Below are 21,839 nucleotides of genomic sequence, written 5' to 3'. Positions count from 1 at the left end.
GCTCGATGGCGGGGCTTGTTGGTGTTGCCTGGCTGGGCCTAGCTTAGAGTTGGGGTGTCCAGGTCAGCGATAGACGAGCATTCAGCTCCTCGTTCCGGTAGGGGTTGCCGGCAAAGTCGTTGGACAGCGCGTACTCTTTCTCCAGTACGTTGCTGACTGCCAGGTCCCAGCGCGTAGTGTCGCTCATTAGCCAGTTAGCGCGAGCCTCCAGGGTGCCGAAACCGGCCAGCTCCTGGGTGTTGGCCGCGTCGTTGTAGCGAGTGCTGTTGGCCACAACGCTGAAGCCGACGCCAAAGTCGCCGAACTGGCGATCAGTGTCGATGCTCAGCAGGCGCTTGGGGCGCCGCGGCAGCTGATTGCCGGTCGCGCGGTCACGCGGGTCGAGCCAGGTTGCAGAAGCTACGGTGTACCAGCCAAGAATGTCGCGTTCGGCAGTCAGCTCCAGACCGTTGATACGCACTTCGCTGATGTTCTGCGGAGTCCACGTGGCATCCAGGGTGATCAGGTCTTCGATGTCCATCCGGTAGGCAGAGGCTTCGAACACAGTCTCGGCAAAGCGTCCGCGCCACTGCAGCTCGTAGCTTTTCGACTGTTCAGGGCGCAGGTTTGGATTGGCTCCGAAGGCGTTATACAGGTCGTTGAAAGTCGGGGCGCGGAAGCCTTCGCTGTAGGAGGCGACCACTTGCTGGTTGTCGCTGAGGGCAAAAATCAGCGCACCGTTGAAGGTGTTCTCGCTGCCGAACTGTTCGTTGTCGTCATGGCGCATGCCCAGCTCTGCACTGATTTGCTCTCCGCTGAAGCGATACTGGGCAAAGGCAGCCTGGTTGTATCGCTCGTCGTTGTCGAAGCCCGCGGTGGAGCTCAGGCGGTCCTCGTACCAGTCCAGCCCCAGCTGCAGGTTGTGGGCGTCGCTGAAGCTCAGATTGTTCAGCCAGCTGGCGGAGTCGCGGTAGGTGTCGTAGGAGGACGGGAAGGTGCTGGACAGGGTGTCGCGGCGATCTTCTGAGTGGCCTACTTCCAGACGAGTGCGCCAGAGGTTGTTAACCTGCCATTGAAGGTGCGCGGCAGCAGTGCTGAGGCTGAAGTCGTCTTCCGGGTCGCCCATCAGGTCGTACTCGGTGTTACCAGTTTGCTCCAGCAGGCGCACGCCAGCTTCCAGGTCATCAGTAAAGTTGTGCGTCAGGCTCGCGTTGAAAGCCCGGTTGCGATAGCCGTCGTCGTCGCGATCACCGCCCACGCTGTTAGTGGTGCGGTTGATGCCGTCGGTTTCGTTCAGGCTGGCGCCCAGCGCAAAACGGGTCTGGCCGTTGCCGCCCGACAGGGCCAGGTCACGAGTGAAGGTCTGATTGCTGCCAACACCAAGTTTGACCCGCGCCTCCAGGCCCTGGCTGCCTTGGCGAGTGAAAATCTGAACCACGCCGCCAATGGCGTCGGAGCCGTAGATGGCGGAGCGCGGGCCGCGGATGACTTCAACACGCTCAATCTGGTCTACGTTGATGAACTCCAGGCTGGGCTGGCCGGCGCTGGCACTGGCGATACGTTGGCCGTCAACCAGTACCAGGGTCTGAGTGACGCTGGTGCCGCGCAGGGAAATGCCGGTCAAGCTACCGAGGCCGCCATTGGTGGTAATCGACAGGCCCGGAACACGGCGCAGAAGGTCGGCAACGCTGTAGGGCTGCAGGCGGTCGATATCATCCCGAGTAAAGACGGTGCTGGCGGCGCTGGAGGCGCTGCGCTCTTCAACCTGGCGTGAGGCGGTGATCAGGGTCTCAGGCAGATTCAGTGCATCGTTGGCCTGGGCAACGGCGCAGGCGAGCAGGCCGGGTAGCAGGAGCAGGGCGTTCTTCATGGTGTGTCCTCGGGGCTGGATCAGTCGGAGCCGAGGACAATAGCGGGCAGTGGTCGAGGCGTGACACCGGCGACCGTGCTGACCGGTGGCGCCCTCCGCGTCACGTTGGCAGATAGCATCTCTACGGGTGCTATCGGGCGGCAGGCCGGTCTCCGGACTTGAAGTCGGTCGCAATCGCCTTCCCGTGGAGACAGTGGCGTTTGATTGCGGCTGCAGGCTTGGCCTGCGACTTCTTACCGTTGCGGGGGCAGTGTCGGACTTGAACCGACTTCCCGTTTCACCCGCCCCATCACAGGGCAGGCACCTGACGCGTTGTAATCGGGGCGGACTCTAGGCCTTTCGCTGGCGGTGGTCAAGCCTCAGCCGAGGCGGCTGAGGCGGGCGCGGATGGCGTTTTCGATACCGGCGGCGTCCAGACCACACTCGGCGAGCATCTCGCTTGGTTTGGCGTGCTCGACATAGACGTCCGGCAGGCCGAGGTTGAGCACGGGCAGGCTGATGCCTTCGGCCAGCAACCATTCGTTGACGGCGCTGCCAGCGCCGCCCATCACGGCGTTTTCTTCCACCGTAACCAGCAGATCGTGGTTGGCGCCCAGTTCGGCGATCAGCGCATGATCCAGCGGTTTGACGAAGCGCATGTTGGCGACCGTCGCGTTGAGTGCTTCGGCGGCCTTGAGGGCGTGCTGGTGCAAAGTACCAAAGCAGAGAATCGCGACGTTTTCGCCCTGGCGGGTAACCAGGCCCTTGCCGATGGGCAGTGGCGCCAGCGCCGGGTCGATCGGCACGCCTGGGCCGGTGCCGCGCGGGTAGCGCACGGCTGCCGGGCCTTGATGCAGGTAGCCGGTGGTCAGCATCTGGCGGGTCTCGTTCTCGTCGGCCGGTGCCATGATCAGCATGTTCGGCAGGCAGCGCAGGTAGGTCAGGTCAAAACTGCCGGCGTGGGTCGGGCCGTCTTCGCCCACCAGTCCGGCGCGGTCGATGGCAAAGAGCACGTCCAGATTCTGCACATCGACGTCATGAATCAGCTGGTCGTAGCCGCGCTGCAGGAAAGTCGAGTAAATGGCTACCACGGGCTTGGCGCCTTCACAGGCCATGCCTGCCGCCAGGGTGACGGCGTGCTGCTCGGCGATGGCGACATCAAAGTAGCGCTCGGGAAAGCGCTCGGCGAAGGCGATCAGGTCGGAGCCTTCTTTCATGGCCGGGGTAATGCCGATCAGGCGCGTGTCCTGCTCGGCCATGTCGCACAGCCACTGGCCGAAGATATTGGAAAACTTGGGCTTGCTGGCGCCACTTGGGGCGGTCGGCTTGGGCTCGAGCTTGGTGATCGCGTGATAGCCAATGGGGTCGGCCTCGGCGGGCGAGAAACCGTGCCCCTTCTGGGTGACTACATGCAGAAACTGCGGGCCCTTCAGCTCGCGCATGTTGGCCAGCGTGCGCACCAGTGTCGGCAGGTCATGTCCGTCGATGGGGCCGATATAGTTCCAGCCGAGTTCTTCGAACAGGGTGCCGGGCACCAGCATGCCTTTGGCGTGTTCTTCGGTCTTGCGCGCCAGCTCCCAGGCCGGCGGGATCTTCGACAGCATCTTTTTGCTGCCTTCGCGCATGTGCGAGTAGGTGCGGCTGGAGAGGATCTTGGCCAGGTAGTTGGACAGCCCGCCGACGTTACGCGAGATCGACATGTCGTTGTCGTTCAGCACCACCAGCATGTTGGCTTCGACGTCGGACGCGTGATTCAGTGCCTCAAAGGCCATGCCGGCGGTGAGAGCGCCGTCGCCGATGACGGCTACGGTGCGGCGGTCCAGGCCCTGCAGCCCAGCGGCAATCGCCATGCCGAGACCGGCGCTGATCGACGTGCTGGAGTGACCAACGCCAAAGGTATCGTAGGGGCTTTCGCTGCGACGGGGAAAGGCCGCCAGGCCGCCTTTCTGACGCAGGCTGGCCATCTGCTCGCGGCGACCGGTAAGGATTTTGTGCGGGTAGGCCTGGTGGCCGACGTCCCACAGCAGGCGATCGTCCGGGGTGTTGTAGACGTAGTGCAGGGCAATGGTCAGCTCGATTACGCCCAGGCCGGCACCGAAGTGCCCGCCGGTCTGGCCCACGCTCCACAGCAGAAAGGCCCGCAGTTCGTTGGCCAGCTCGCCCAGCTGGCTCTCGTCCAGGGCGCGCAGCTGCGCGGTGTCCTCAAGACTGTCCAGCAGAGGCGTTGCGGGGCGTTGTGGCGGAATGTCGTGGAAAGTGGTGGGCATCAAACAAGGCTCTGATTGCCACCGCAGTGGCAGGAAAACAAGTGCGCAGTTTAACTGATGCCGTGCAATAGCCCAACTGCGCGTAGGGTTGTTTCAGAAGCGCCGCTGGACAATGTAGTCTGCCAGCTGGCGTAAGCGCTGGGCTGCAGGCCCGAAGCCGGTGAGCGCGCCGAGCGCCTGATCACGCAGTTGATCGGCCAGGCGATGCGCGCCATCCAATCCGAGCAGCGCCGGATAGGTGGGCTTGTCGCGCGCGACATCGGCGCCCTGCTGCTTGCCGAGGACGCTGGTGTCGCTTTCGATGTCGAGAATGTCGTCCTGCACCTGAAAAGCCAGGCCGATACTGTCGGCGTACTGCCCGAGAGCGGCCAGTTGCTCATCATCCACCTGTTCGCTGGCGAGGGCGCCGAGCTGCACGGCTGCCCGGATCAGTGCGCCGGTCTTGTGCCGGTGCATGGATTCCAGCGTTGCCAGATCCAGCTGTTCGCCCACCGCGCCCAGGTCGATGGCCTGGCCGCCGACCATGCCCTGTGGGCCGGCGGCGCGACCCAGTAGCTGCACCATCTGCAGGCGTGTGGCCGGTTGCCAGTCGCCCGCGCCGGCCAGCAGTTCGAAGGCCATCGCCTGCAGCGCGTCGCCGGCCAGAATCGCAGTGGCTTCGTCGAAGGCGCGGTGGCAGGTGGGCTGGCCACGGCGCAGGTCGTCGTCGTCCATCGCCGGCAGGTCGTCGTGAATCAGTGAGTAGGCGTGGATGAGTTCTACCGCAGCGGCTGCCGGGTCGGCTTGCTGCGGCTGCCCGCCAAGCGCCTCGCAGCTGGCGTAGGCCAGCAGGGGACGTACCCGCTTGCCGCCGTTCACCACGCTGTAGCGCATGGCGCTGTACAGGCGCTCAAGGCGGGGCTGCGGGGTGTTTAGCTGAGTGCCGAGGTAGGCGTTGATGCGCTGCTGGCAAAGGCTCAGGTAGTCGACAAACTCGCTCATTCGCTGGCGCCGTCGAACGGCTCGGTGCGCAGCTCACCGTTGCTTTCCATCAACTGCTGAACCTTCTGCTCGGCCTGGCTGAGCGCCTGTTGGCAGTCGCGGGTCAGGGCAACGCCCTGTTCGAAGGCGGTGAGCGATTCTTCCAGGCTGAGATCGCCGCTTTCGAGACGCTCCACCAGTGCCTGCAGCGAGCCAAGGGACTGCTCAAAGTCCACTGCGGTTTTCTTCCGGGCCATGGTTACCTCAGCTGGGGGTGAATTAAACGGCTGAACATTACCCAAGGGGCCGGGACGGGTCAATTGGCATGCGCGTGGCGCAGAGGCGGCGTGATCATTGATGCAGGTCAGTCAAAGCCGATATTGAGCTGCTCCGGGCTAGAGCTGCGGCCCCATGAGCGTAGAATGTGAGATCAAATTAACACTATTGGTGCGAGCCATGATTGACGCCCCCAAGGTTGTTATTGCCGGCGCGAGTGAGCGGTGCGCCGAGATCGATCAGGCGCTGGAGCAGACCGGGCTGGAGTATCAGCTGATCTGCGAGCCTGACGGTTGTCAGGAGGCGCCCTTGTGCCGCTGGCTCAAGCCCGAGCGCCTGAACCAGGCGTGGCGCGTGCGCGCCGAGCTGGAGGAGGCGATTGCTACGCTGGAGCGCACGCGGCATGCGTTTCGATCAAGGCAACTGGCGGACTTGCGCTACCGCCTGCAGGGCCTGCTGCGCAGCTTGTCAGAGTAGGGTATCGTTCAGGAAACAACAGCAACGGCTTTGCCGGTCAGGACGTATGGGCCTGAAAGACAAGGCGCCCCACCGCCCGAGTTCACGCACTCGGGCGGTGGGGCGCCTTTTTTGTTGCCAGAAAAATAATCATCAGGCATCGACTGCGGTTTGGCAGGCCGCATTTTGATCATCATGGATGTATGTACTGTGCTGAAACCCGTATTCGACAAGTTGGGGCTGGATGCAGAGGGATTGCGCCAGCGCCTTGAGTTTCTGGACTGGAGCGCCGCCGATGGCGAACGTCTGCGGCGGGTTCGTGCCTTTGGCGAGCGAACCAGCGACGACTTCGTCGACGCTCTGTACCTGCGTCTTGCGCAGTTCCCGGAGCCACGAGCAATTCTGCATGACGATGGCATGGTCGAACGCCTCAAGCGCAGCCAGCGCAGCTATTACCAGAAACTGTTTGATGGCGTGATTGACCATCGCTATCTGGAGGAGCGGGTGCGCATCGGCCATATCCACGAGCAGGTGGGTGTGGAGATGAAATGGTATCTGGGCGCCTATCGGCTGTATCTGAGTCAACTGCTGCAGGGCTGGTTTGACGGCCTGAGTGTCGAGCAGCAGTCACGCCTGGCTGATTTCGACAGTCTGCTGAAGATCGTGTTCTTTGATATGGGTCTGGCTGCCGATGCCTACATCGATGCCGAGCATCGCGCGCTGGAGGCCAGTGAAGCGCGCTACGCCCATGCCTTGCGTGGCGCCAACGATGGCATCTGGGATTGGGATGTGCAGCGGGATCAGCTCTATGTGTCCGCGCGCTGGGCCGCCATGCTGGGGCTGGCGCAGGACCAGGTTGGGCCGCGCTCGATGCACTGGTTTGAGCGCGTACACCCGGATGATCAGGCTGATCTGCAGGCCGCCATTGCGCAGCATCTGCAGGGCGGCTCACCCTGGATTCGTCACGAGTATCGCCTGCGCCGCAGCGATGGCAGCTATTTGTGGGTGCTGACGCGAGGCGTTGTTGAGGTAGACGCCCGAGGGCGCCGGCGGCTTGCCGGCTCGCAAACCGATATCAGCGAGCGGCGACGCTTTCAGCGGGATCTGGAGTTGGCGGCGCGGCACGATCCGCTGACCGGCCTGATCAATCGAAGCCAGTTGAATGTCGAGTTGCAGCGCACGGCAGTGCAGTTGAGCCGCCCCGGCGCACGCCATGCGGCGCTGCTGTTCATCGACCTGGATCGATTCAAATTGATCAACGACAGTCTCGGTCATGCTGCCGGTGACAGGGTGCTGCTGCATGTGGCGGATCGCCTGAGCAGCTGTCTGCGCCCTGGCGATCAACTGGCACGCTTTGGCGGCGACGAGTTTGTCATGCTGCTGGATGATCTGGCCTGCCCGCAGGACGCCGAGCAGGTCGCCACACGGGTGCTTGCAGCGCTGCGTGAGCCGTTGTGTTTCGGTGAGCGTTGTCTGGTGGTCAGCGCCAGTATCGGTGTGGCGCCGCTGCTGCCGGGTCAGGGCCTGGACGATGCGCTGCAGGCGGCGGATCTGGCGCTATACAGTGCCAAGGAATCGGGCAAGGCGCGGTTCGAGCGCTTTGACCAGTCGATGCAGGACCGTGTTCGCCAGCGGCTCAAGCTTGAAAGCAATGTACTGCAGGCGTTGCAGCGCGAGGCGTTCACGCTGAACTATCAGCCGATCTTCGACTTGCGCAAGCCAGACCAGCCGCCGGTGGCGGTCGAGGTCCTGTTGCGCTGGTCGCATGATGGCGAGCCGGTATCCCCTGAGGCGTTTATTCCGGTGCTAGAAGAGTCGGCAGAGATCGTTCCCGTCGGTTACTGGGTGCTGGAGCAGGCCTGCCGCCAGACCCGCACCTGGCAACAGGGCCCGGCGCCTGACCTGTACTGCTCGGTGAATCTGTCCGGGCGTCAGCTGCAGGAGGCCGATTTTGCCGCCCGGGTGCAGCAGATACTCTCGGCAACCGGGCTGAGCGCACGCAGTCTGGTACTGGAAATCACCGAGAGCCTGCTGATTGATCACGACCCGCACGTGCTGGCCAGTTTGCGTGAGCTGGCAAACATGGGGGTGCGTATTGCGCTGGATGACTTTGGTACCGGCTACTGCTCGCTTGGCTACCTCAATCGCTTCCCGCTGCACATTATCAAGCTGGATCGCAGCTTTCTGCATGAGGCGCACCAGGACAGTCGGCAGCTCACCATTTGCCGCGCGATCATTGCGCTGAGTCGAAGCCTCGGGCTGGCGGTGGTCGCTGAAGGCGTGGAGCACCCTGATCAGGTGGCGCTGTTGCTGGAGGAGCAGTGTCATCTGGGGCAGGGGTATCTGCTCGGCCGCCCGCAGCCGGTCGAGCAGCTGCGGTTCGACTGAGATCCTAGCGCAAGTCGCCCCACAGGTGCTGCAGCAGGGTTAGCGCCACAATCGGCGCCGTTTCCGTGCGCAGCACTCGCGGGCCGAAGCAGGCGGCATGAAAGCCGGCGCGTTCGGCCTGTTCGATTTCGCTGGCGCTGAGTCCGCCCTCCGGGCCGATCAGCAGCGCCGCCGATGCAGGCTGGCGGAGGCTGCCCAGATCCTGTTCGGTACGGTGATGCAGCACCAGCTTGACCTCGGCCTGCAGGTCGGTCATCCAGTCTTGCAGGGACGCCGGTGGATGAATCAGCGGCACCACGCTGCGGCCGCACTGTTCACAGGCGCTGATCGCGATCTGCTGCCAGTGGTTCTGGCGCTTGTCGGCGCGCTCGCCCTGCAGCTTGACTTCGCAGCGCTCGGTAAACAGCGGCGTGATTTCGCTGACGCCCAACTCGACCGCTTTCTGAATGGCCCAGTCCATGCGCTCACCGCGTGACAGCGCCTGGCCCAGATGGGTACGCAGGGGGGACTCGGGTGTGCCCTCGATAGGCGCCTGCAGGTGTACGCTGACCTCGCGTTTGCTGACCGCGCTGATCTCTCCGGGCCATTCCTGACCGCTGCCGTTGAATATCTGTACCGGCGCGCCCGGGGCCAGACGCAGCACCCGACCGATGTAGTGGGCGACATCGCCGTCCAGCACCACGGCACCTGCGCTGAGCGAGCGGTCCAGATAAAAGCGCGATACCCGCATGGCGTCAGTCCCGGGTGGCCAGCTGAATGCCTTCCCAAGCGACGCTGGCCAGATGGTCGATCTGCTCAGGCGTAATCACATAGGGCGGCATGAAGTACACCACGCTGCCGAGCGGGCGCAGCATGGCCTGATTCTTCAGTGCGTGCTGATAGACGCGGATGCCGCGCCGCTCCTGCCAGGGGTAGGCCTCTTTTGTCGCCTTGTCCTTGACCATCTCGATGGCCAGCACCATGCCGGTCTGGCGGACTTCGGCTACGTGCGGGTGGTCGACAAAATGCGCGGTGGCCTTGGCCATGTGCGCCGACAGCGCCTTGTTGGCCTCGATCACGTTGTCGCGCTCCAGCAGGTCCAGCGTTGCCAGCGCGGCAGCGCAGGCCAGCGGGTTGCCGGTGTAGCTGTGCGAGTGCAGGAAGGCGCGCATGCTCTCGTAATCGTCGTAGAAGGCCTGGTAAATGGTGTCGTTGGTCATGCACACCGCCATCGGCAGGTAGCCGGCGGTCAGCGCCTTGGACAGACAGAGAAAATCCGGCGCGATGTCGGCCTGCTCGCAGGCAAACAGACTGCCGGTGCGGCCGAAGCCGACGGCGATTTCATCGTGAATCAGGTGCACGCCGTAGCGGTCGCAGGCTTCGCGCAGCAGTTTCAGGTACACCGGGTGATACATGCGCATGCCGCCCGCGCACTGGATCAGCGGCTCAACGATGACCGCAGCCACTTCGTCGTGGTTGTCGGCCAGCGCCTGCTCCATGTGGGCGAACATCTGGCGGCTGTGCTCCTCCCAGCTGACGCCGTCCTCGCGGTTGTAGCAGTCGGGGGACGGGACGGTGATCACGTCCATCAGCAGCGGCTGATAGGTTTCCTTGTAGAGCGCGACATCGCCCACCGCCAGCGCGGCTAGGGTTTCACCGTGGTAGCTGTTGGACAGGGTGATAAAGCGCTTTTTCTGCGGCTTGCCGGTGTTGAGCCAGTAATGGAAGCTCATTTTCAGCGCCACTTCGATACAGGAGGAGCCGTTGTCGGCGTAGAAGCAGCGGGTCAGCGGTGCCGGCGTCATCTGCACCAGACGCTCGGACAGTTCGATCACCGGCGGGTGGCTGAAGCCCGCCAGGATCACGTGCTCCAGGGTGTCGAGCTGCTGCTTGATGCGGTCGTTGATATAGGGGTTGGCGTGGCCGAGGATGTTGACCCACCAGGAGCTGACCGCGTCCATGTAGCGGTTGCCCTCGAAGTCGTGCAGCCAGATGCCCTCACCGCGCTGGATCGGGATGACCGGCATGTGCTCGTGGTCTTTCATCTGGGTGCAGGGATGCCAGAGCACGGAGATGTCGCGCTGCATCCAATCGTTGTTCAAACCCATGTTTCAGCTCCTCCAGAAGTGGCCCGGTGAGCGATTGTACATGAGCGTCTGGCTGGCTGCAGAAACCTGCCAGCCTGCACAGCGCAGCAAGGGGGCGTGCGCTGTGCGTTCGAGCTTGGCTGGCGGGGCGAGCGGTCAGCGGGTGCCGTAGACCACCATGGTCTTGCCCTTGACCTCGATCAGGCCTTGCTCTTCCAGGCTCTTGAGTACGCGACCGACCATTTCCCGCGAGCAGCCCACGATACGACCGATCTCCTGACGGGTAATCTTGATCTGCATGCCGTCGGGGTGGGTCATGGCGTCGGGTTGCTTGCACAGTTCCAGCAGGGTGCCGGCCACGCGGCCAGTGACATCCAGAAACGCCAGATCACCCACCTTGCGGGTGGTCTTGCGCAGCCGCTCGGCCATTTGCCGGCCGACGGCGTAGAGCAGCTCGGGGTCGCGCTGGGTCAGTTCACGGAACTTGGCATAGCTGACTTCAGCGACTTCGCACTCGGTCTTGGCGCGCACCCAGGCGCTGCGGTCATGCTGGGCCGGTGTCAGGTCGAACAGACCCATTTCGCCGAAGAAGTCACCCTGATTGAGGTAGGCGATGATCATTTCGCGGCCCTGCTCGTCCTCGATCAGGATGGTGACCGAGCCCTTGACGATGTAGAACAGGCTGTCCGAGCTGTCGCCCGCGTGGATCAGCGTGCTGCGAGCTGCAAAACGGCGGCGATGACAGTGGGCGAGAAATGCATCGATGTTTTTTATTTTAGGAGTCAGGTTGATTGAAACCATTAAAAGCGTGTCCTGGCCGTCAGTGCGCCGGCGGGTAATGCGGCGCTTCCGTGTAAGCCTCAGCGTGAGACCAAACAGGATTATGTCCAGTTTTTGCCATCCTGACCAGTGTGGGTAACTGTCGCATGTGCCTGTGGTATTCTCCCGGCCTTCAAGCGATTTTGCGGCGGGAGCAATAAATGAAAGCAACGATCAAGTGGGTCGATGGGGTCATGTTTCTGGGTGAGTCCGGTAGCGGCCACACCGTTGTCATGGATGGCCCGCCGGAGGCTGGTGGTCGCAACATGGGCATCCGCCCGATGGAAACCGTGCTGGTTGGCCTGGGTGGCTGCGCCAGTTTTGATGTGGTCAGCATCCTGAAAAAGGCCCGTCAGGACATTCGCGACGTGCATACCGAGCTGGCTGCCGAGCGCGCGGATGTCGAGCCCAAGGTCTTTACCAAGATCCATCTGCACTTTGTCGTCACCGGCAAGAATCTGAAGGAAGCGCACGTCAAACGCGCGGTGGAGCTGTCGGCTGAAAAATACTGCTCGGCATCCATCCTCATGGGCCGCGCCGGCGTTGAAGTGACCCACGACTACGAGATCGTCGAAATCGATTGAGACGGCGCCGCTGGCGTCATTGGTCAGCCGTTTGGCTGGGCAGGCCCTTGGCAGTGAGCGGCTGGACGCTACTATCCAGACTCCGATAACACATACAGGGAGTTCTCATGCGCGCGTTCATGCTGCTGGCCAAGTTGATGATGCTGGCGTTCTGGTTGACGGTGGTGCTCAGCCTGCTCGGGTTGGTCGAGGTGCCCAATCCGCAGCGGCTGCATCTGATTGCACTGATCGTACTGGGCGTGCACGTGGTGGAGTGCCTGCTGATGTATCGCAAGCTGAAGAAGCTTGGCTCAACCGGCCTGCATTTGCTGCAGGTGATGGTGTTCGGGGTGTTGCATCTGCGCCACCCCGATACCGTGCGAGCTATCAATCAGGCCTTGTAGGTGGCCTTGGTCATCACCTTGGAGAGCAGCACCATGGCCTGCATGACCGGTGGCGGGAATACCGTTCCACCGGCCTCCAGCGCCGCGTGACCATGCTCAATCTCGTCTTCACGCATCTGCTCCAGAATCGCGCGTGACTTGATATCTTCCTCCGGCAGCTGGTTCAGGTGGTCATCCAGATGACGCTCGACCAACTGCTCGGTGGCGGCAACAAAGCCCAGGCTGATGCGGTCGCTGATCAGCCCTGCCGCCGCACCCATGCCAAAAGACATGCCGTAGAACAGCGGGTTGAAGACGCTGGTATGGCTGCCCAACTCTCCCAGCCGCTGCTCGCACCAGGCCAGATGGTCGATCTCTTCGGCTGCAGCGTGTTCCATCTTTTCGCGTACCTCCGGCAGCTTGGCGGTCAGCGCCTGGCCCTGATACAGCGCCTGGGCGCACACCTCGCCGGTGTGGTTGATGCGCATCAGGCCCGCGATATGACGGCGCTCCTCGGCATCCAGCGGCACATTGGCCAGATGCTGCGCCGGTGACGGACGCTGCGCCTGGGCGGCGCCGGGCACCAGAGTGCGCAGCGACTGATCAGCCTGATTCAGCAGGCGGTCGATAAAGCTGTAGTGGCGTGTGCTCATGTTTGCTCCGGCGTCAGAGTGGGGCGCTGCGTGGTCTTAGCCCGGCGGCCAGGTCAGCTGGCGTTGGCCGAGTACATGCAGGTGAATATGGTAGACCGTCTGGCCACCCATTTCGTTGCAGTTGAACACGGTGCGAAAGCCCGTTTCGCAGCCCAGTTCATTGGCCAGCTTCTGCGCGATGTAGACCATGTGGCCGACCACGGCGCGATCATCTTCGGTGACATCATTGAGTGTGGCGATGTGCTTTTTCGGGATCACCAGAAAGTGCACCGGCGCCTGTGGATTGATATCGTGAAAGGCGAATACCTGGTCATCTTCGTATATCTTCTTGGACGGAATCTTTCCGTCGATGATCTTGCAGAACAGACAATCCACGCTGCACTCCTTGTTTGGCTGGGGGCGCGGCTGGTCACCGCTGTGTTTGCCAGTGTACCGCAGGCGATCGGATTGGCACTATCGGGACGTGGCGCAGCAGGATGGTTGCGCGGTGAAGGAGGCGTGGGTTGAAAAACGATATTCATGATCTGGGGCTGGTGCTGGACTCGCGGGTGCGCTTGGTCATCATCGAGTCCTGGCAGGAGCCGCGAGTGCTGGAAACCATCGGCTCGCTGGCAGTGCAGCGGGCGCAGACCTGGTACACCTGGAATCATCTGGACGGACTCAGCCGGCTTGGCTTCGGCACCGACGTGGACGATGAGCAGGGCACCCGCGATCCGGAAGCCGCGCTGGAAACCGTGCGCCGCGCCAGGGAAGACGCGCTTTACGTCTTTTGTGATCTGCACCCTTTCCTCGACTCGCCGCGTATTGTCCGTCAGCTGAAAAGCCTGGCGATGAGCACCGAGGTCAGTGCGCCCACCGTGATTCTGGTCAGCCATGCAGTGACCTTGCCGCAGGAACTCACGCGGCTGTCGGCACGCCTGCAGCTGAATATGCCCAGTGATGAAGAGCTGGGGGCGATCGTGCGTGAAGAGGCGGTGCGCTGGAGTGCTGCCAACAAGGGCGAGCGGGTGCGTACGGACAACCGCACCCTGCAGCAGGTCGTACGCAACCTGCGCGGCACCACGCACGACGAAGCCCGCCGCCTGGCGCGCAACCTGATTATTGACGACGGCGCCATCGATCAGACCGATCTGCCGGCCTTGAACAAGGCCAAGTTCGAGCTGCTGGGGATGGACGGCGTGCTGCATTTTGAGCAGCAGACCGCGCGCTTTGGTGATGTTGGCGGGCTGCAGCGCCTGAAAGACTGGCTGGCAGAGCGCCAGAGCGCCTTCACCCAGGCCGACCTGGCTCAGGACCGCCCGCGCGGGGTGTTGCTGGTCGGGGTGCAGGGCGCCGGCAAGAGCCTGGCGGCCAAGGCGGTGGCCGGCTTGTGGGGGCTGCCCTTGCTGCGCCTGGATATGGCCGGGCTATACAACAAGTACATCGGCGAGACGGAAAAGAACCTGCGCGATGCGCTGCAAATGGCCGATGCGCTGGAGCCATGCGTGCTCTGGATTGATGAAATCGAAAAGGGCGTGGCGGCTGATCAGAGCGACAGCGGCGTGGCCCGGCGCATGCTCGGTACGCTGCTGACCTGGATGGCTGAGCGCCAGTCACGGGTGTTTCTGGTGGCCACCGCCAACGACGTCAGCCAACTGCCGCCGGAGCTGATTCGCAAAGGGCGTATCGACGAGCTGTTCTTTGTCGATCTGCCGGATGAGGCCGTTCGCGCGGATATCTTCGGTATCCACCTGGCCAAGCGCGGGCTCGACGCCAGTCAGTTTGATCTGCAACAGCTGGCGCAGGCCAGCGAGGGCTTTTCCGGGGCGGAAATCGAGCAGGCGGTGGTATCGGCCGTGTACGCCAACGCGGCCGGTGACGGCCGCCTCAGCAGCGTGCATATTCTCAATGCCATCAGCCGCACGGCGCCGCTGTCGGTGGTCATGGCTGAGAAGCTGCAGGCCCTGCGCCTGTGGGCGCAGGACCGGGCGGTGAGGGCGGACTAGAAGGGTTTGACCACAACCAGGATCACAATGCCGACCAGCGCGAGTACCGGTGCTTCGTTGAACCAGCGGTAGTAGACGTGGGAGCGAGTGTTGGCGTCGTCGGCAAAGCGTTTGCGAATGCGCCCGCACATGTGGTGGTACACCACCAGCAGGGCGACGAGGGTCAGCTTGGCGTGCATCCAGCCCTGGCTCAGCCAGGCCGGTGACAGGTAAAGCATCCAGCCGCCGAGCAGCAGGGTGACTACCATGGATGGATTCATGATGCCGCGCAGCAGCTTGCGTTCCATGATCTTGAAGCGCTCGCGGCTGACGTCGTCTTCGGCCTGGGCGTGATAGACGAACAGGCGGGGCAGATAGAACAGGCCGGCAAACCAGGTAATCACGGCCATGATGTGAAAGGCTTTTATCCAGAGGTACACACGAGTCTCCTGTTGGCGCGCTGGCGCCGGGCCAGTGCTGGTAATTTCTGTCAGCGCTTTTATCATAGGGGCTCTCGCGGCGTCAGCTACGCTGATGTCGCACCTATTGTACAAACAAGACACAGAGAATCAGGACGTAATGATGATCAAAGTAGGCATTGTAGGCGGAACCGGTTACACCGGTGTTGAGTTGCTGCGGCTGCTGGCCCAGCACCCCGAAGCGCATGTCGAGGTCATCACATCGCGATCCGAGGAAGGACTCTGTGTCGCCGACATGTACCCCAACCTGCGTGGTCACTACGACTACCTGCGCTTCAGCGTGCCGGATGTGGCTGCCCTGGGCGCCTGCGATGTGGTGTTCTTTGCCACCCCGCATGGCGTTGCCCACTCGCTGGCCGGTGAGCTGCTGGCCACCGGGGTGAAGATCATCGACCTGTCGGCGGACTTCCGGCTGCGTGACGCCGAGGAATGGAGTCGCTGGTATCACCAGCCGCACGGCGCGCCTGAGCTGCTTGGCGAGGCGGTCTACGGCCTGCCCGAAGTCAATCGTGAAGCCATCCGCGGCGCTCGCCTGATTGCCGTCCCCGGCTGCTACCCGACCGCCACCCAGCTCGGTTTTATTCCGCTGCTTGAGGCTGGCCTGGCTGATCCGGCGCGTCTGGTTGCCGACTGCAAGTCCGGTGTCAGCGGCGCCGGACGTGGTGCCAGCGTGTCTTCGCTGTTCTGTGAGGCGACCGAGAGCATGAAGGCCTACGGGGTGGCCGGTCACCGGCACCTGCCGGAAATTCGCCAGGGCTTGCAGCTCGCTGCGGGCCAGCCGGTCGGGCTGACCTTTGTGCCGCATCTGACGCCGATGATTCGTGGTATTCACGCCTCGCTCTACGCGACCGTGGCCGATACCAGCGTGGATCTGCAGGCGCTGTTCGAGCAGCGTTACGCCGATGAACCCTTTGTCGACGTAATGCCGGCCGGCAGTCATCCGGAAACCCGCAGCGTACGGGGCGCCAATGTCTGTCGTATCGCCGTGCATCGGCCACAGGGCGGTGATACCGTGGTGGTGTTGTCGGTGATCGACAATCTGACCAAGGGTGCGTCAGGGCAGGCGGTTCAGAATATGAACATTCTGTTTGGTATAGATGAACGCGCAGGTCTGGCGCAGCCGGCACTGATGCCCTGATGACCGAGTTGAAGCGGCCCCGACCCCAGTCGTATCGGGACCACCACGTCAGCATCACACCGCGTGAAAGCCGGGCGCGCCAGCGCTGGCGGCGGGCGGTGCTGATCATGTTGCTGACAGCCATCCCGGTCGGCGCCTGGCTGGGTCGGGAGTCGGCTCTGCGCAATCTGGCACCGCTTATTCAGGAGCGGGATCAGTTGGTTGATCAGCAGCAACAGTTGATGCGAGAGCTGGAGGAGCAGCGCCAGCGCTACCACCAGATGGAGGTCGACCTGCTGGTGGCGCGCGAATCGGTCACCGAAGGGCAGGAGGTCATCAGTGACCTGGAGGCGCAGCTGTTCCGCCAGCAGCAGAGTCTGGCGCAGTATCAGGGTGTGCTGGCGCCCAGCGCCATGACCCCTGGTTTGCGCGTGCAGGCATTTGAGTTACATGCGACTGACGACCCACAGGTGTTTGCCTACAAGGTCATGGTCAGCCGGGTCGGCGACGAAAGCGACATGCTGCAGGCCAGCCTTGATCTGGCCGTGAGCGGCGAACGCGATGGCAACGCTGAGACCCTGACGCTGGCCGAGCTGGCGCCCGAGGTGGAGGCGGATGCGCTGGCGCTGAACTTTCGCTATTTTCAGGTAGTGCCGGCGCGCAGCGAGCAGGCAAGGTTGAATTTGCCGGAAGGGTTCGCGCCGCAGCAGGTCACACTGACTGCCCGCCATGGGGGGGAGACCCTGGTTGAGCAGTCTTTTGAATGGACAGTCACAGGAGCAGCACCCTGATGTGGGGATCGGAAAAGCAGAAGAAGGCGGATATCGGGCGGTTTAGCGGTAAAACCACGATCATCGCCCAAGATGCCGAAGTCATCGGGGATTTGCGCTTTGTCGGCGCGGTGCAGGTCGATGGTCGCGTTGTTGGCAACATCGAGGCGCAGGACGGCCTGGTGCGTATCAGTGAGCACGGCTACGTCGAGGGCAGCATCAAGGCGCCGCACGTGGTGATCAATGGCCAGGTGTGCGGTGATGTGCAGGCGCTGGAGCACCTGGAGCTGGACGCCAAGGCGCGGATCAGCGGTGATCTGCACTACCGCTCCATGGAAATGGTCATGGGGGCGCAGATCAGTGGTCAGCTCAACTGCATGACTGAAAACGCGGCGCTGTTGACCTTCACTGACAGCCCGCAAGATAGCGCCGACAGTCATAATAGTTGACCAAAAAGCTCGGAGAAACGGATAATGGCCGCCCTGTTGTGCTGCGGCCCTGGCCGTCGGAGGTTGTATGTCGAGTCCTGAAGTCTATATTCCCACCCCGCTGATCTTCAGCGATAACGCTGTCAGCAAGGTGCGTTCGCTGATTGATGAAGAGGGTAATGACCAGTTGAGTCTGCGGGTGTTTGTCACCGGCGGCGGCTGTTCGGGCTTCCAGTATGGATTCACCTTCGATGACGAGCTGGCTGAAGATGATACCGTGGTCGAGCGCGACGGCGTGCGCCTGATCGTTGACCCGATGAGCTTTCAGTATCTGGCGGGCTCCGAGGTGGATTACCAGGAAGGCCTTGAGGGCTCGCGTTTCGTCATCAACAACCCCAACGCCAGCACAACCTGCGGTTGCGGTTCCTCCTTCTCGATCTGATCAGGCCGGGTAGAGCGCGCCCAGAATGCGCTCGCCTTGCGCGCCGGTGACGCTGGGCAGGTTGCCGGCCAGACGCTGTTCAAAACGCCACGCCAGCCAGGCGAAGGCCATTGCCTCCATCCAGTCCGGGTCTACCCCCAGTATCTGAGTCGAGGCGACCCGCTGGGCAGGTAACTGCTGCTGCATCAGCTCCATCAGGTGTGCGTTGCGCGCGCCTCCGCCACAGACATACAACTCACGTGTTTCCGCCGCAGCTTGCCGCAGGCCGTCTGCAATGGTGGTCGCCGTCAGCATGGCCAGCGTGGCCTGTACGTCGACTGCCGCCACGCCCGGTATATGCTGAAGATGCGCCGACAGCCAGGCTTCGTGAAAGTACTCTCGCCCTGTGCTCTTGGGGCCTTTACGAGCGAAGTAGGGGTCAGCCAGCATGCGCTGCAGCAAGGCGCGGTGCACCTGGCCCTGGCGTGCCCAGGTGCCGTTCTCATCGTAGGGGGTGCCGATATGGCGCTGCGCCCAGTTATCCATCAGTGCGTTACCCGGCCCGGAGTCGAACCCTGATGCGCTCTGGCCCGGTTTCAGCACCGTCAGGTTGGCAAAGCCACCGATGTTGACCAGGGTGCGGGTCTGCTCGTCACTGCTCAGTAGCCAGTGATGAAAGGCCGGCACCAGTGGCGCACCTTCTCCGCCTGCGGCCAGGTCGCGGCTGCGGAAGTCCGCTACCACGTTGATGCCGGTCAGCTCGGCGAGCAGCGACGGGTTGCCGATCTGCAGGCTGAAGCCTTGGTCCGGATGGTGGCGCACAGTCTGTCCATGGCTGCCGATGGCGCTTACCTGCTCGGGGCTGACATGCTGCTGCTGGAGTAGCTGCTTGACCCCGCTGGCGGCCAGTCGGGCCCAGGCATTGCCGGCGATGCCAGCCAGGTACAGCTCATCGCTGCCGGGGCTGCACAGATCCAGCAGTTGCTGGCGCAGGTCGTGGGGAAAGGGAATGCAGAGCGCGCCCAAGCAGTCAGCCTGGTGCGCGTCGGTAAAGCGGGAGAGGGCGATGTCGATACCATCCAGGCTGGTGCCTGACATGATACCGACATGCAGTTGCTGCATCAGGGTTCCAGCGCGGCGAGCTGGGTCGCGCGGTTCTGATCCATGGCCGCCATCAGTTTCTGGCTGCTGGCCAGGAAGGCCGTGCGTTCGCTTGCCGGAATCGGGTCGGATGCCGGCAGCTGGACGCTGAGCGGGTCAACATGGCGCCCGTCTACGCGGAACTCATAGTGCAGGTGTGGGCCGGTGGCTAGGCCGGTCATGCCCACATAGCCGATGATCTGGCCCTGGGTTACGTTGCTGCCAGCCCGAATACCATTGGCGAAGCGGCTCATGTGACCGTACAGAGTCTGGTACTTGCGACCGTGCTGAATGACCACGGCGTTGCCGTACCCACCCTTGCGACCGGCGGATACCACGCGACCATCACCGGTTGCCTTGATGGGTGTGCCGGTCGCCGCTGCGTAGTCGACACCCTTGTGGGCGCGAATGCGGTTGAGTACCGGATGCAGGCGACCGGGATTGAAGCGCGAGCTGATGCGGGCGAAGTCAACCGGCGTGCGGATGAAGGCCTTGCGCATGCTGGTGCCATCGGCGCGGTAGTAGCTGGCGTAGCCATTGCTGTCGGTGTAGCGCACCGCAGTAAACGTCTTGCCACGGTTGGTGAAGCGCGCCGCCAGAATGTTGTTGTTGCCAACACTCTTGTCGCCGACATGCAGCTCTTCGAACAGGACTTCGAAGCTGTCGCCCTGGCGGATGTCACGGGCAAAATCCACGTCGTAGCCAAAGATGTTGGCCATCTGCATGGTCAGGTTGTGATTGAGGCCGGCGTTTTGTGCAGCGAGGAACAGCGAGGAGTTGATGGTGCCATGGACGTAACGTTCGCGAACATCCGGTTCGATGACGTCTTTGTTAAAGACAAAGCCCTCTGCCGTTCGCTCGACACGGATGCTCTCCAGGTCGTTGAGCTTGGAGCGCATGGCCACCAGTTGGCCGTCGGCATCGGTCTGGTATTCCAATACCTGGCCGACGTTCAGCCGCGTAAAGCGGCGTGCCTGCTCGCTGCTGTTAAGGATCGCATGCAGCGTGCTGGCGCCCAGGTCGGCTCGATCGAACAGGGTAGAGAGCGTATCTCCGCTGGCCACGGTCAGTTGTTGCCATTGCGGCTCTGCCGGGGCTGCCGGCTCGACAGCAACCATCGGCTCGCCCTTCGCCGCGTTGGTTACCTGTCTGGCAATGTCCAGCGGCTTGGGCAGTGTGACGGCGTCGCTGACCAGCGCGTCTAGTTGTTCAGGCGATTGGGCCAGTGACGCATCGGCGTCAGTGGCATCAGATTCTGGGGTTTGAAGCTCAAGCTGAACGAAAGTCTTCTTGGCTTCTACATCGGTAGTGGGGACAACGAGCAGGATGATGCTCAGCGCTGCGGCGATTCCACTGGCGGCCACGAGGTGGCTTTTGGGGTATCGCGGTGACTTTTTATCTGGAGATCCCATAAGCGCTCTTGTGTAGACGTATTCTAGATAAAGTGGACTAACTTCCTAAATTATAATTGAAAAGCTCCCGTGGCAAGTTTTTGCTCGTCCCGTCTGTCAGATTTCCACCGTCAATTCTTGTTAGTTGCCAGCCGCCTGGCCTGGCTTGTAATTGATAGGCAATGTTGTATGGTTTGTTCCCCGGTTTACCCACCCACCTAAAATCTACAGGAATCCTGGACGTATGAAGTCGGTTGACGAGCAGTTGGCGCTGATCAAGCGCGGTGCGGATGAAATTCTGGTTGAGAGCGAATTGCGCGCCAAGCTCGAGCGCGGCACCCCGCTGCGTATCAAGGCCGGCTTCGATCCGACGGCGCCGGATCTGCACCTTGGGCATACGGTGTTGATCAACAAGTTGCGTCAGTTCCAGGATCTCGGTCACCAGGTACTGTTCCTTATAGGGGACTTCACCGGCATGATCGGAGACCCGTCCGGCAAGAACGTGACGCGCCAGCCCCTGACGCGCGAGCAGGTGCTGGTCAACGCCGAGACCTATAAAGAGCAGGTGTTCAAGATTCTTGATCCGACCAAAACCCAGGTGATGTTCAATTCCACCTGGATGGACAAGATGACCTCGGCCGACATGATCCAGCTGGCTGGTAAGTACACCGTGGCTCGCATGCTTGAGCGTGACGATTTCGACAAACGCTATAAAGGCGGGCAGTCGATTGCCGTTCATGAGTTTCTCTATCCCCTAGTTCAGGGGTATGACTCGGTCGCCATGCAGGCGGATGTTGAGCTGGGCGGCACCGATCAGAAGTTCAACCTGCTGATGGGGCGGGAGCTCCAGCGTCAGTACGGCCAGGAGCCGCAGGTCATTCTGACCATGCCGATCCTGGAAGGTCTGGATGGCATCAAGAAGATGTCTAAGTCGTTGAGCAACTATATAGGTATCAACGATGCGCCGGGCGAGATGTACAACAAGCTCGTGTCTATGCCCGATAGCCTGATGTGGCGTTACTTTGAATTGCTCAGCTTCCGCAGCATGGAAGAGATTGAGCAGTTCAAGCGCGATATCGAAAGCGGGGCCAATCCCCGTGATATCAAGATCAAGCTGGCCGAAGAGCTGGTAGCTCGCTTTCACGGCGAAGAAGCCGCTGCCAATGCGCACCGTTCTGCCGGGAACCGTCTGAAGGATGGTGAGCTGCCGGATGATCTGCCGGAAGTCGAGATTGAAGTCGACGGCGAGCTGCCAGTGTCCGCCGTACTGAATCGTGCCGGGATGACCAAGAACGCGGCTGCAGCCCGAGACCTGCTCAATGCCGGTTCGGTTAAGGTAGATGGCGTGGTTGTTGATCGTGAATTCGTGTTTCAGCCAGGTGTCTCCTACGTCTGCCAGGCGGGCAAAAAGAAATTTGCACGCATTGTGTTGAAAAAGGCTTGACGCGCCCGCTGAGGTCTCTATAATTC

At 62.2% G+C, this 21,839-nt stretch carries 22 protein-coding genes and 1 riboswitch; of the genes, 10 read left to right on the top strand and 12 right to left on the bottom strand.

The window, feature by feature from the left end; translation table 11 throughout:
• Positions 1-43 precede the first annotated feature (43 nt).
• The 4 genes from CNQ84_RS18040 to CNQ84_RS18025 form a co-directional block, all read right to left on the bottom strand.
• Positions 44-1,849 (bottom strand): TonB-dependent receptor domain-containing protein, encoded by a 1,806-nt coding sequence (locus CNQ84_RS18040; RefSeq protein WP_096006215.1) that lies wholly within the window; start codon positions 1,847-1,849, stop codon positions 44-46.
• A gap of 126 nt (positions 1,850-1,975) precedes the next feature.
• Positions 1,976-2,172, bottom strand: a riboswitch (cobalamin riboswitch).
• A gap of 36 nt (positions 2,173-2,208) precedes the next feature.
• Positions 2,209-4,095 carry a 1-deoxy-D-xylulose-5-phosphate synthase gene (dxs, locus tag CNQ84_RS18035; protein ID WP_096006214.1) on the bottom strand — a complete coding sequence of 629 codons (1,887 nt, stop codon included), beginning with the start codon at positions 4,093-4,095 and terminating at the stop codon, positions 2,209-2,211.
• A 93-nt stretch (positions 4,096-4,188) separates the two neighbouring features.
• Positions 4,189-5,076 (bottom strand): polyprenyl synthetase family protein, encoded by an 888-nt coding sequence (locus CNQ84_RS18030; protein ID WP_096006213.1) that lies wholly within the window; start codon positions 5,074-5,076, stop codon positions 4,189-4,191.
• Positions 5,073-5,312, bottom strand: a complete 240-nt coding sequence (locus CNQ84_RS18025) for an exodeoxyribonuclease VII small subunit (RefSeq protein WP_096006212.1) — start codon at positions 5,310-5,312, stop codon at positions 5,073-5,075. The genes CNQ84_RS18030 and CNQ84_RS18025 overlap by 4 nt, the downstream gene beginning before the upstream one ends.
• Positions 5,313-5,511: 199 nt before the next feature.
• Here CNQ84_RS18025 and CNQ84_RS18020 point away from each other — a divergent pair, with 199 nt between their 5' ends.
• Both CNQ84_RS18020 and CNQ84_RS18015 read left to right on the top strand, forming a co-directional pair.
• Positions 5,512-5,808 (top strand): hypothetical protein, encoded by a 297-nt coding sequence (locus tag CNQ84_RS18020; RefSeq protein WP_096006211.1) that lies wholly within the window; start codon positions 5,512-5,514, stop codon positions 5,806-5,808.
• Positions 5,809-5,997: 189 nt separating this feature from the next.
• Positions 5,998-8,175, top strand: coding sequence for a putative bifunctional diguanylate cyclase/phosphodiesterase (locus tag CNQ84_RS18015; RefSeq protein ID WP_245841475.1), 2,178 nt, complete (start codon positions 5,998-6,000; stop codon positions 8,173-8,175).
• A gap of 4 nt (positions 8,176-8,179) precedes the next feature.
• Here CNQ84_RS18015 and CNQ84_RS18010 read toward each other — a convergent pair whose 3' ends face one another.
• From CNQ84_RS18010 to crp, 3 genes are all read right to left on the bottom strand, one after another.
• Positions 8,180-8,905, bottom strand: a complete 726-nt coding sequence (locus tag CNQ84_RS18010; RefSeq protein WP_096006210.1) for a 16S rRNA (uracil(1498)-N(3))-methyltransferase — start codon at positions 8,903-8,905, stop codon at positions 8,180-8,182.
• A gap of 4 nt (positions 8,906-8,909) precedes the next feature.
• Positions 8,910-10,262 carry an adenosylmethionine--8-amino-7-oxononanoate transaminase gene (locus CNQ84_RS18005; protein ID WP_096006209.1) on the bottom strand — a complete coding sequence of 451 codons (1,353 nt, stop codon included), beginning with the start codon at positions 10,260-10,262 and terminating at the stop codon, positions 8,910-8,912.
• Between the two features lie 135 nt (positions 10,263-10,397).
• Entirely contained in the window at positions 10,398-11,042 is a 645-nt protein-coding gene (crp, locus tag CNQ84_RS18000) for a cAMP-activated global transcriptional regulator CRP (RefSeq protein WP_083728082.1), read from the bottom strand.
• Between the two features lie 179 nt (positions 11,043-11,221).
• Here crp and CNQ84_RS17995 point away from each other — a divergent pair, with 179 nt between their 5' ends.
• Positions 11,222-11,644 (top strand): OsmC family protein, encoded by a 423-nt coding sequence (locus CNQ84_RS17995; RefSeq protein ID WP_083728081.1) that lies wholly within the window; start codon positions 11,222-11,224, stop codon positions 11,642-11,644.
• A 107-nt stretch (positions 11,645-11,751) separates the two neighbouring features.
• A complete protein-coding gene (locus CNQ84_RS17990; protein ID WP_096006208.1) occupies positions 11,752-12,027 on the top strand; it encodes a DUF1145 domain-containing protein in 276 nt (91 codons plus the stop codon).
• On the opposite strand, the gene coq7 is transcribed toward CNQ84_RS17990, so the two are convergent.
• Both coq7 and CNQ84_RS17980 read right to left on the bottom strand, forming a co-directional pair.
• The gene (gene coq7 / locus CNQ84_RS17985) at positions 12,015-12,659 is read right to left on the bottom strand and encodes a 2-polyprenyl-3-methyl-6-methoxy-1,4-benzoquinone monooxygenase (RefSeq protein ID WP_096006207.1); all 645 of its coding nucleotides are present in this window, start codon (positions 12,657-12,659) and stop codon (positions 12,015-12,017) included. The genes CNQ84_RS17990 and coq7 overlap by 13 nt on opposite strands.
• 36 nt (positions 12,660-12,695) lie before the next feature.
• Positions 12,696-13,034 carry a histidine triad nucleotide-binding protein gene (locus CNQ84_RS17980; protein ID WP_096006206.1) on the bottom strand — a complete coding sequence of 113 codons (339 nt, stop codon included), beginning with the start codon at positions 13,032-13,034 and terminating at the stop codon, positions 12,696-12,698.
• A 128-nt stretch (positions 13,035-13,162) separates the two neighbouring features.
• Between CNQ84_RS17980 and CNQ84_RS17975 the strand changes: the two genes are divergently transcribed.
• Complete coding sequence (locus tag CNQ84_RS17975) at positions 13,163-14,644, top strand: AAA family ATPase (RefSeq protein WP_096006205.1); 1,482 nt, start codon at positions 13,163-13,165, stop codon at positions 14,642-14,644.
• On the opposite strand, the gene hemJ is transcribed toward CNQ84_RS17975, so the two are convergent.
• On the bottom strand, positions 14,641-15,063 hold the full coding sequence (hemJ, locus tag CNQ84_RS17970) for a protoporphyrinogen oxidase HemJ (protein ID WP_281254839.1): 423 nt from the start codon (positions 15,061-15,063) through the stop codon (positions 14,641-14,643). The genes CNQ84_RS17975 and hemJ overlap by 4 nt on opposite strands.
• Positions 15,064-15,205: 142 nt before the next feature.
• Here hemJ and argC point away from each other — a divergent pair, with 142 nt between their 5' ends.
• The 4 genes from argC to erpA all read left to right on the top strand — a co-directional run bounded on the left by argC (position 15,206) and on the right by erpA (position 17,859).
• Positions 15,206-16,240: an N-acetyl-gamma-glutamyl-phosphate reductase gene (gene argC, locus CNQ84_RS17965; RefSeq protein ID WP_096006203.1), complete on the top strand. Its 1,035-nt coding sequence runs from the start codon at positions 15,206-15,208 to the stop codon at positions 16,238-16,240.
• Positions 16,240-17,010, top strand: coding sequence for a DUF6776 family protein (locus tag CNQ84_RS17960; protein ID WP_096006202.1), 771 nt, complete (start codon positions 16,240-16,242; stop codon positions 17,008-17,010). The genes argC and CNQ84_RS17960 overlap by 1 nt, the downstream gene beginning before the upstream one ends.
• Positions 17,010-17,438: a bactofilin family protein gene (locus CNQ84_RS17955; protein ID WP_096006201.1), complete on the top strand. Its 429-nt coding sequence runs from the start codon at positions 17,010-17,012 to the stop codon at positions 17,436-17,438. Before CNQ84_RS17960 ends, CNQ84_RS17955 begins: the two co-directional genes overlap by 1 nt.
• Positions 17,439-17,505: 67 nt before the next feature.
• On the top strand, positions 17,506-17,859 hold the full coding sequence (gene erpA / locus CNQ84_RS17950; protein ID WP_083728072.1) for an iron-sulfur cluster insertion protein ErpA: 354 nt from the start codon (positions 17,506-17,508) through the stop codon (positions 17,857-17,859).
• On the opposite strand, the gene CNQ84_RS17945 is transcribed toward erpA, so the two are convergent.
• Together CNQ84_RS17945 and CNQ84_RS17940 are read right to left on the bottom strand one after the other, a co-directional pair.
• Positions 17,860-18,960, bottom strand: coding sequence for an anhydro-N-acetylmuramic acid kinase (locus CNQ84_RS17945; RefSeq protein WP_096006200.1), 1,101 nt, complete (start codon positions 18,958-18,960; stop codon positions 17,860-17,862).
• On the bottom strand, positions 18,960-20,390 hold the full coding sequence (locus CNQ84_RS17940) for a peptidoglycan DD-metalloendopeptidase family protein (RefSeq protein WP_096006199.1): 1,431 nt from the start codon (positions 20,388-20,390) through the stop codon (positions 18,960-18,962). Before CNQ84_RS17940 ends, CNQ84_RS17945 begins: the two co-directional genes overlap by 1 nt.
• Positions 20,391-20,613: 223 nt before the next feature.
• Here CNQ84_RS17940 and tyrS point away from each other — a divergent pair, with 223 nt between their 5' ends.
• Positions 20,614-21,813: a tyrosine--tRNA ligase gene (gene tyrS, locus CNQ84_RS17935; RefSeq protein ID WP_096006198.1), complete on the top strand. Its 1,200-nt coding sequence runs from the start codon at positions 20,614-20,616 to the stop codon at positions 21,811-21,813.
• Positions 21,814-21,839: the final 26 nt, after the last annotated feature.

Source organism: Pseudomonas abyssi, assembly GCF_002307495.1.
Classification (GTDB): Bacteria; Pseudomonadota; Gammaproteobacteria; order Pseudomonadales; family Pseudomonadaceae; genus Halopseudomonas; species Halopseudomonas abyssi.
Note: the sequence above shows the minus strand (reverse complement) of the source record. Positions and strands in the feature narration are given on the sequence as shown.

Excerpts from the sequence above, each read along its gene's own strand:
- CNQ84_RS18040 (WP_096006215.1), bottom strand. The coding sequence starts at position 1,849 with ATGAAGAACGCCCTGCTCCTGCTACCCGGCCTGCTCGCCTGCGCCGTT.
- dxs (WP_096006214.1), bottom strand. The coding sequence starts at position 4,095 with ATGCCCACCACTTTCCACGACATTCCGCCACAACGCCCCGCAACGCCT.
- CNQ84_RS18030 (WP_096006213.1), bottom strand. The coding sequence starts at position 5,076 with ATGAGCGAGTTTGTCGACTACCTGAGCCTTTGCCAGCAGCGCATCAAC.
- CNQ84_RS18025 (WP_096006212.1), bottom strand. The coding sequence starts at position 5,312 with ATGGCCCGGAAGAAAACCGCAGTGGACTTTGAGCAGTCCCTTGGCTCG.
- CNQ84_RS18020 (WP_096006211.1), top strand. The coding sequence starts at position 5,512 with ATGATTGACGCCCCCAAGGTTGTTATTGCCGGCGCGAGTGAGCGGTGC.
- CNQ84_RS18010 (WP_096006210.1), bottom strand. The coding sequence starts at position 8,905 with ATGCGGGTATCGCGCTTTTATCTGGACCGCTCGCTCAGCGCAGGTGCC.
- CNQ84_RS18005 (WP_096006209.1), bottom strand. The coding sequence starts at position 10,262 with ATGGGTTTGAACAACGATTGGATGCAGCGCGACATCTCCGTGCTCTGG.
- crp (WP_083728082.1), bottom strand. The coding sequence starts at position 11,042 with ATGGTTTCAATCAACCTGACTCCTAAAATAAAAAACATCGATGCATTT.
- CNQ84_RS17995 (WP_083728081.1), top strand. The coding sequence starts at position 11,222 with ATGAAAGCAACGATCAAGTGGGTCGATGGGGTCATGTTTCTGGGTGAG.
- CNQ84_RS17990 (WP_096006208.1), top strand. The coding sequence starts at position 11,752 with ATGCGCGCGTTCATGCTGCTGGCCAAGTTGATGATGCTGGCGTTCTGG.
- coq7 (WP_096006207.1), bottom strand. The coding sequence starts at position 12,659 with ATGAGCACACGCCACTACAGCTTTATCGACCGCCTGCTGAATCAGGCT.
- argC (WP_096006203.1), top strand. The coding sequence starts at position 15,206 with ATGATCAAAGTAGGCATTGTAGGCGGAACCGGTTACACCGGTGTTGAG.
- CNQ84_RS17960 (WP_096006202.1), top strand. The coding sequence starts at position 16,240 with ATGACCGAGTTGAAGCGGCCCCGACCCCAGTCGTATCGGGACCACCAC.
- CNQ84_RS17955 (WP_096006201.1), top strand. The coding sequence starts at position 17,010 with ATGTGGGGATCGGAAAAGCAGAAGAAGGCGGATATCGGGCGGTTTAGC.
- erpA (WP_083728072.1), top strand. The coding sequence starts at position 17,506 with ATGTCGAGTCCTGAAGTCTATATTCCCACCCCGCTGATCTTCAGCGAT.
- CNQ84_RS17945 (WP_096006200.1), bottom strand. The coding sequence starts at position 18,960 with ATGCAGCAACTGCATGTCGGTATCATGTCAGGCACCAGCCTGGATGGT.
- CNQ84_RS17940 (WP_096006199.1), bottom strand. The coding sequence starts at position 20,390 with ATGGGATCTCCAGATAAAAAGTCACCGCGATACCCCAAAAGCCACCTC.
- tyrS (WP_096006198.1), top strand. The coding sequence starts at position 20,614 with ATGAAGTCGGTTGACGAGCAGTTGGCGCTGATCAAGCGCGGTGCGGAT.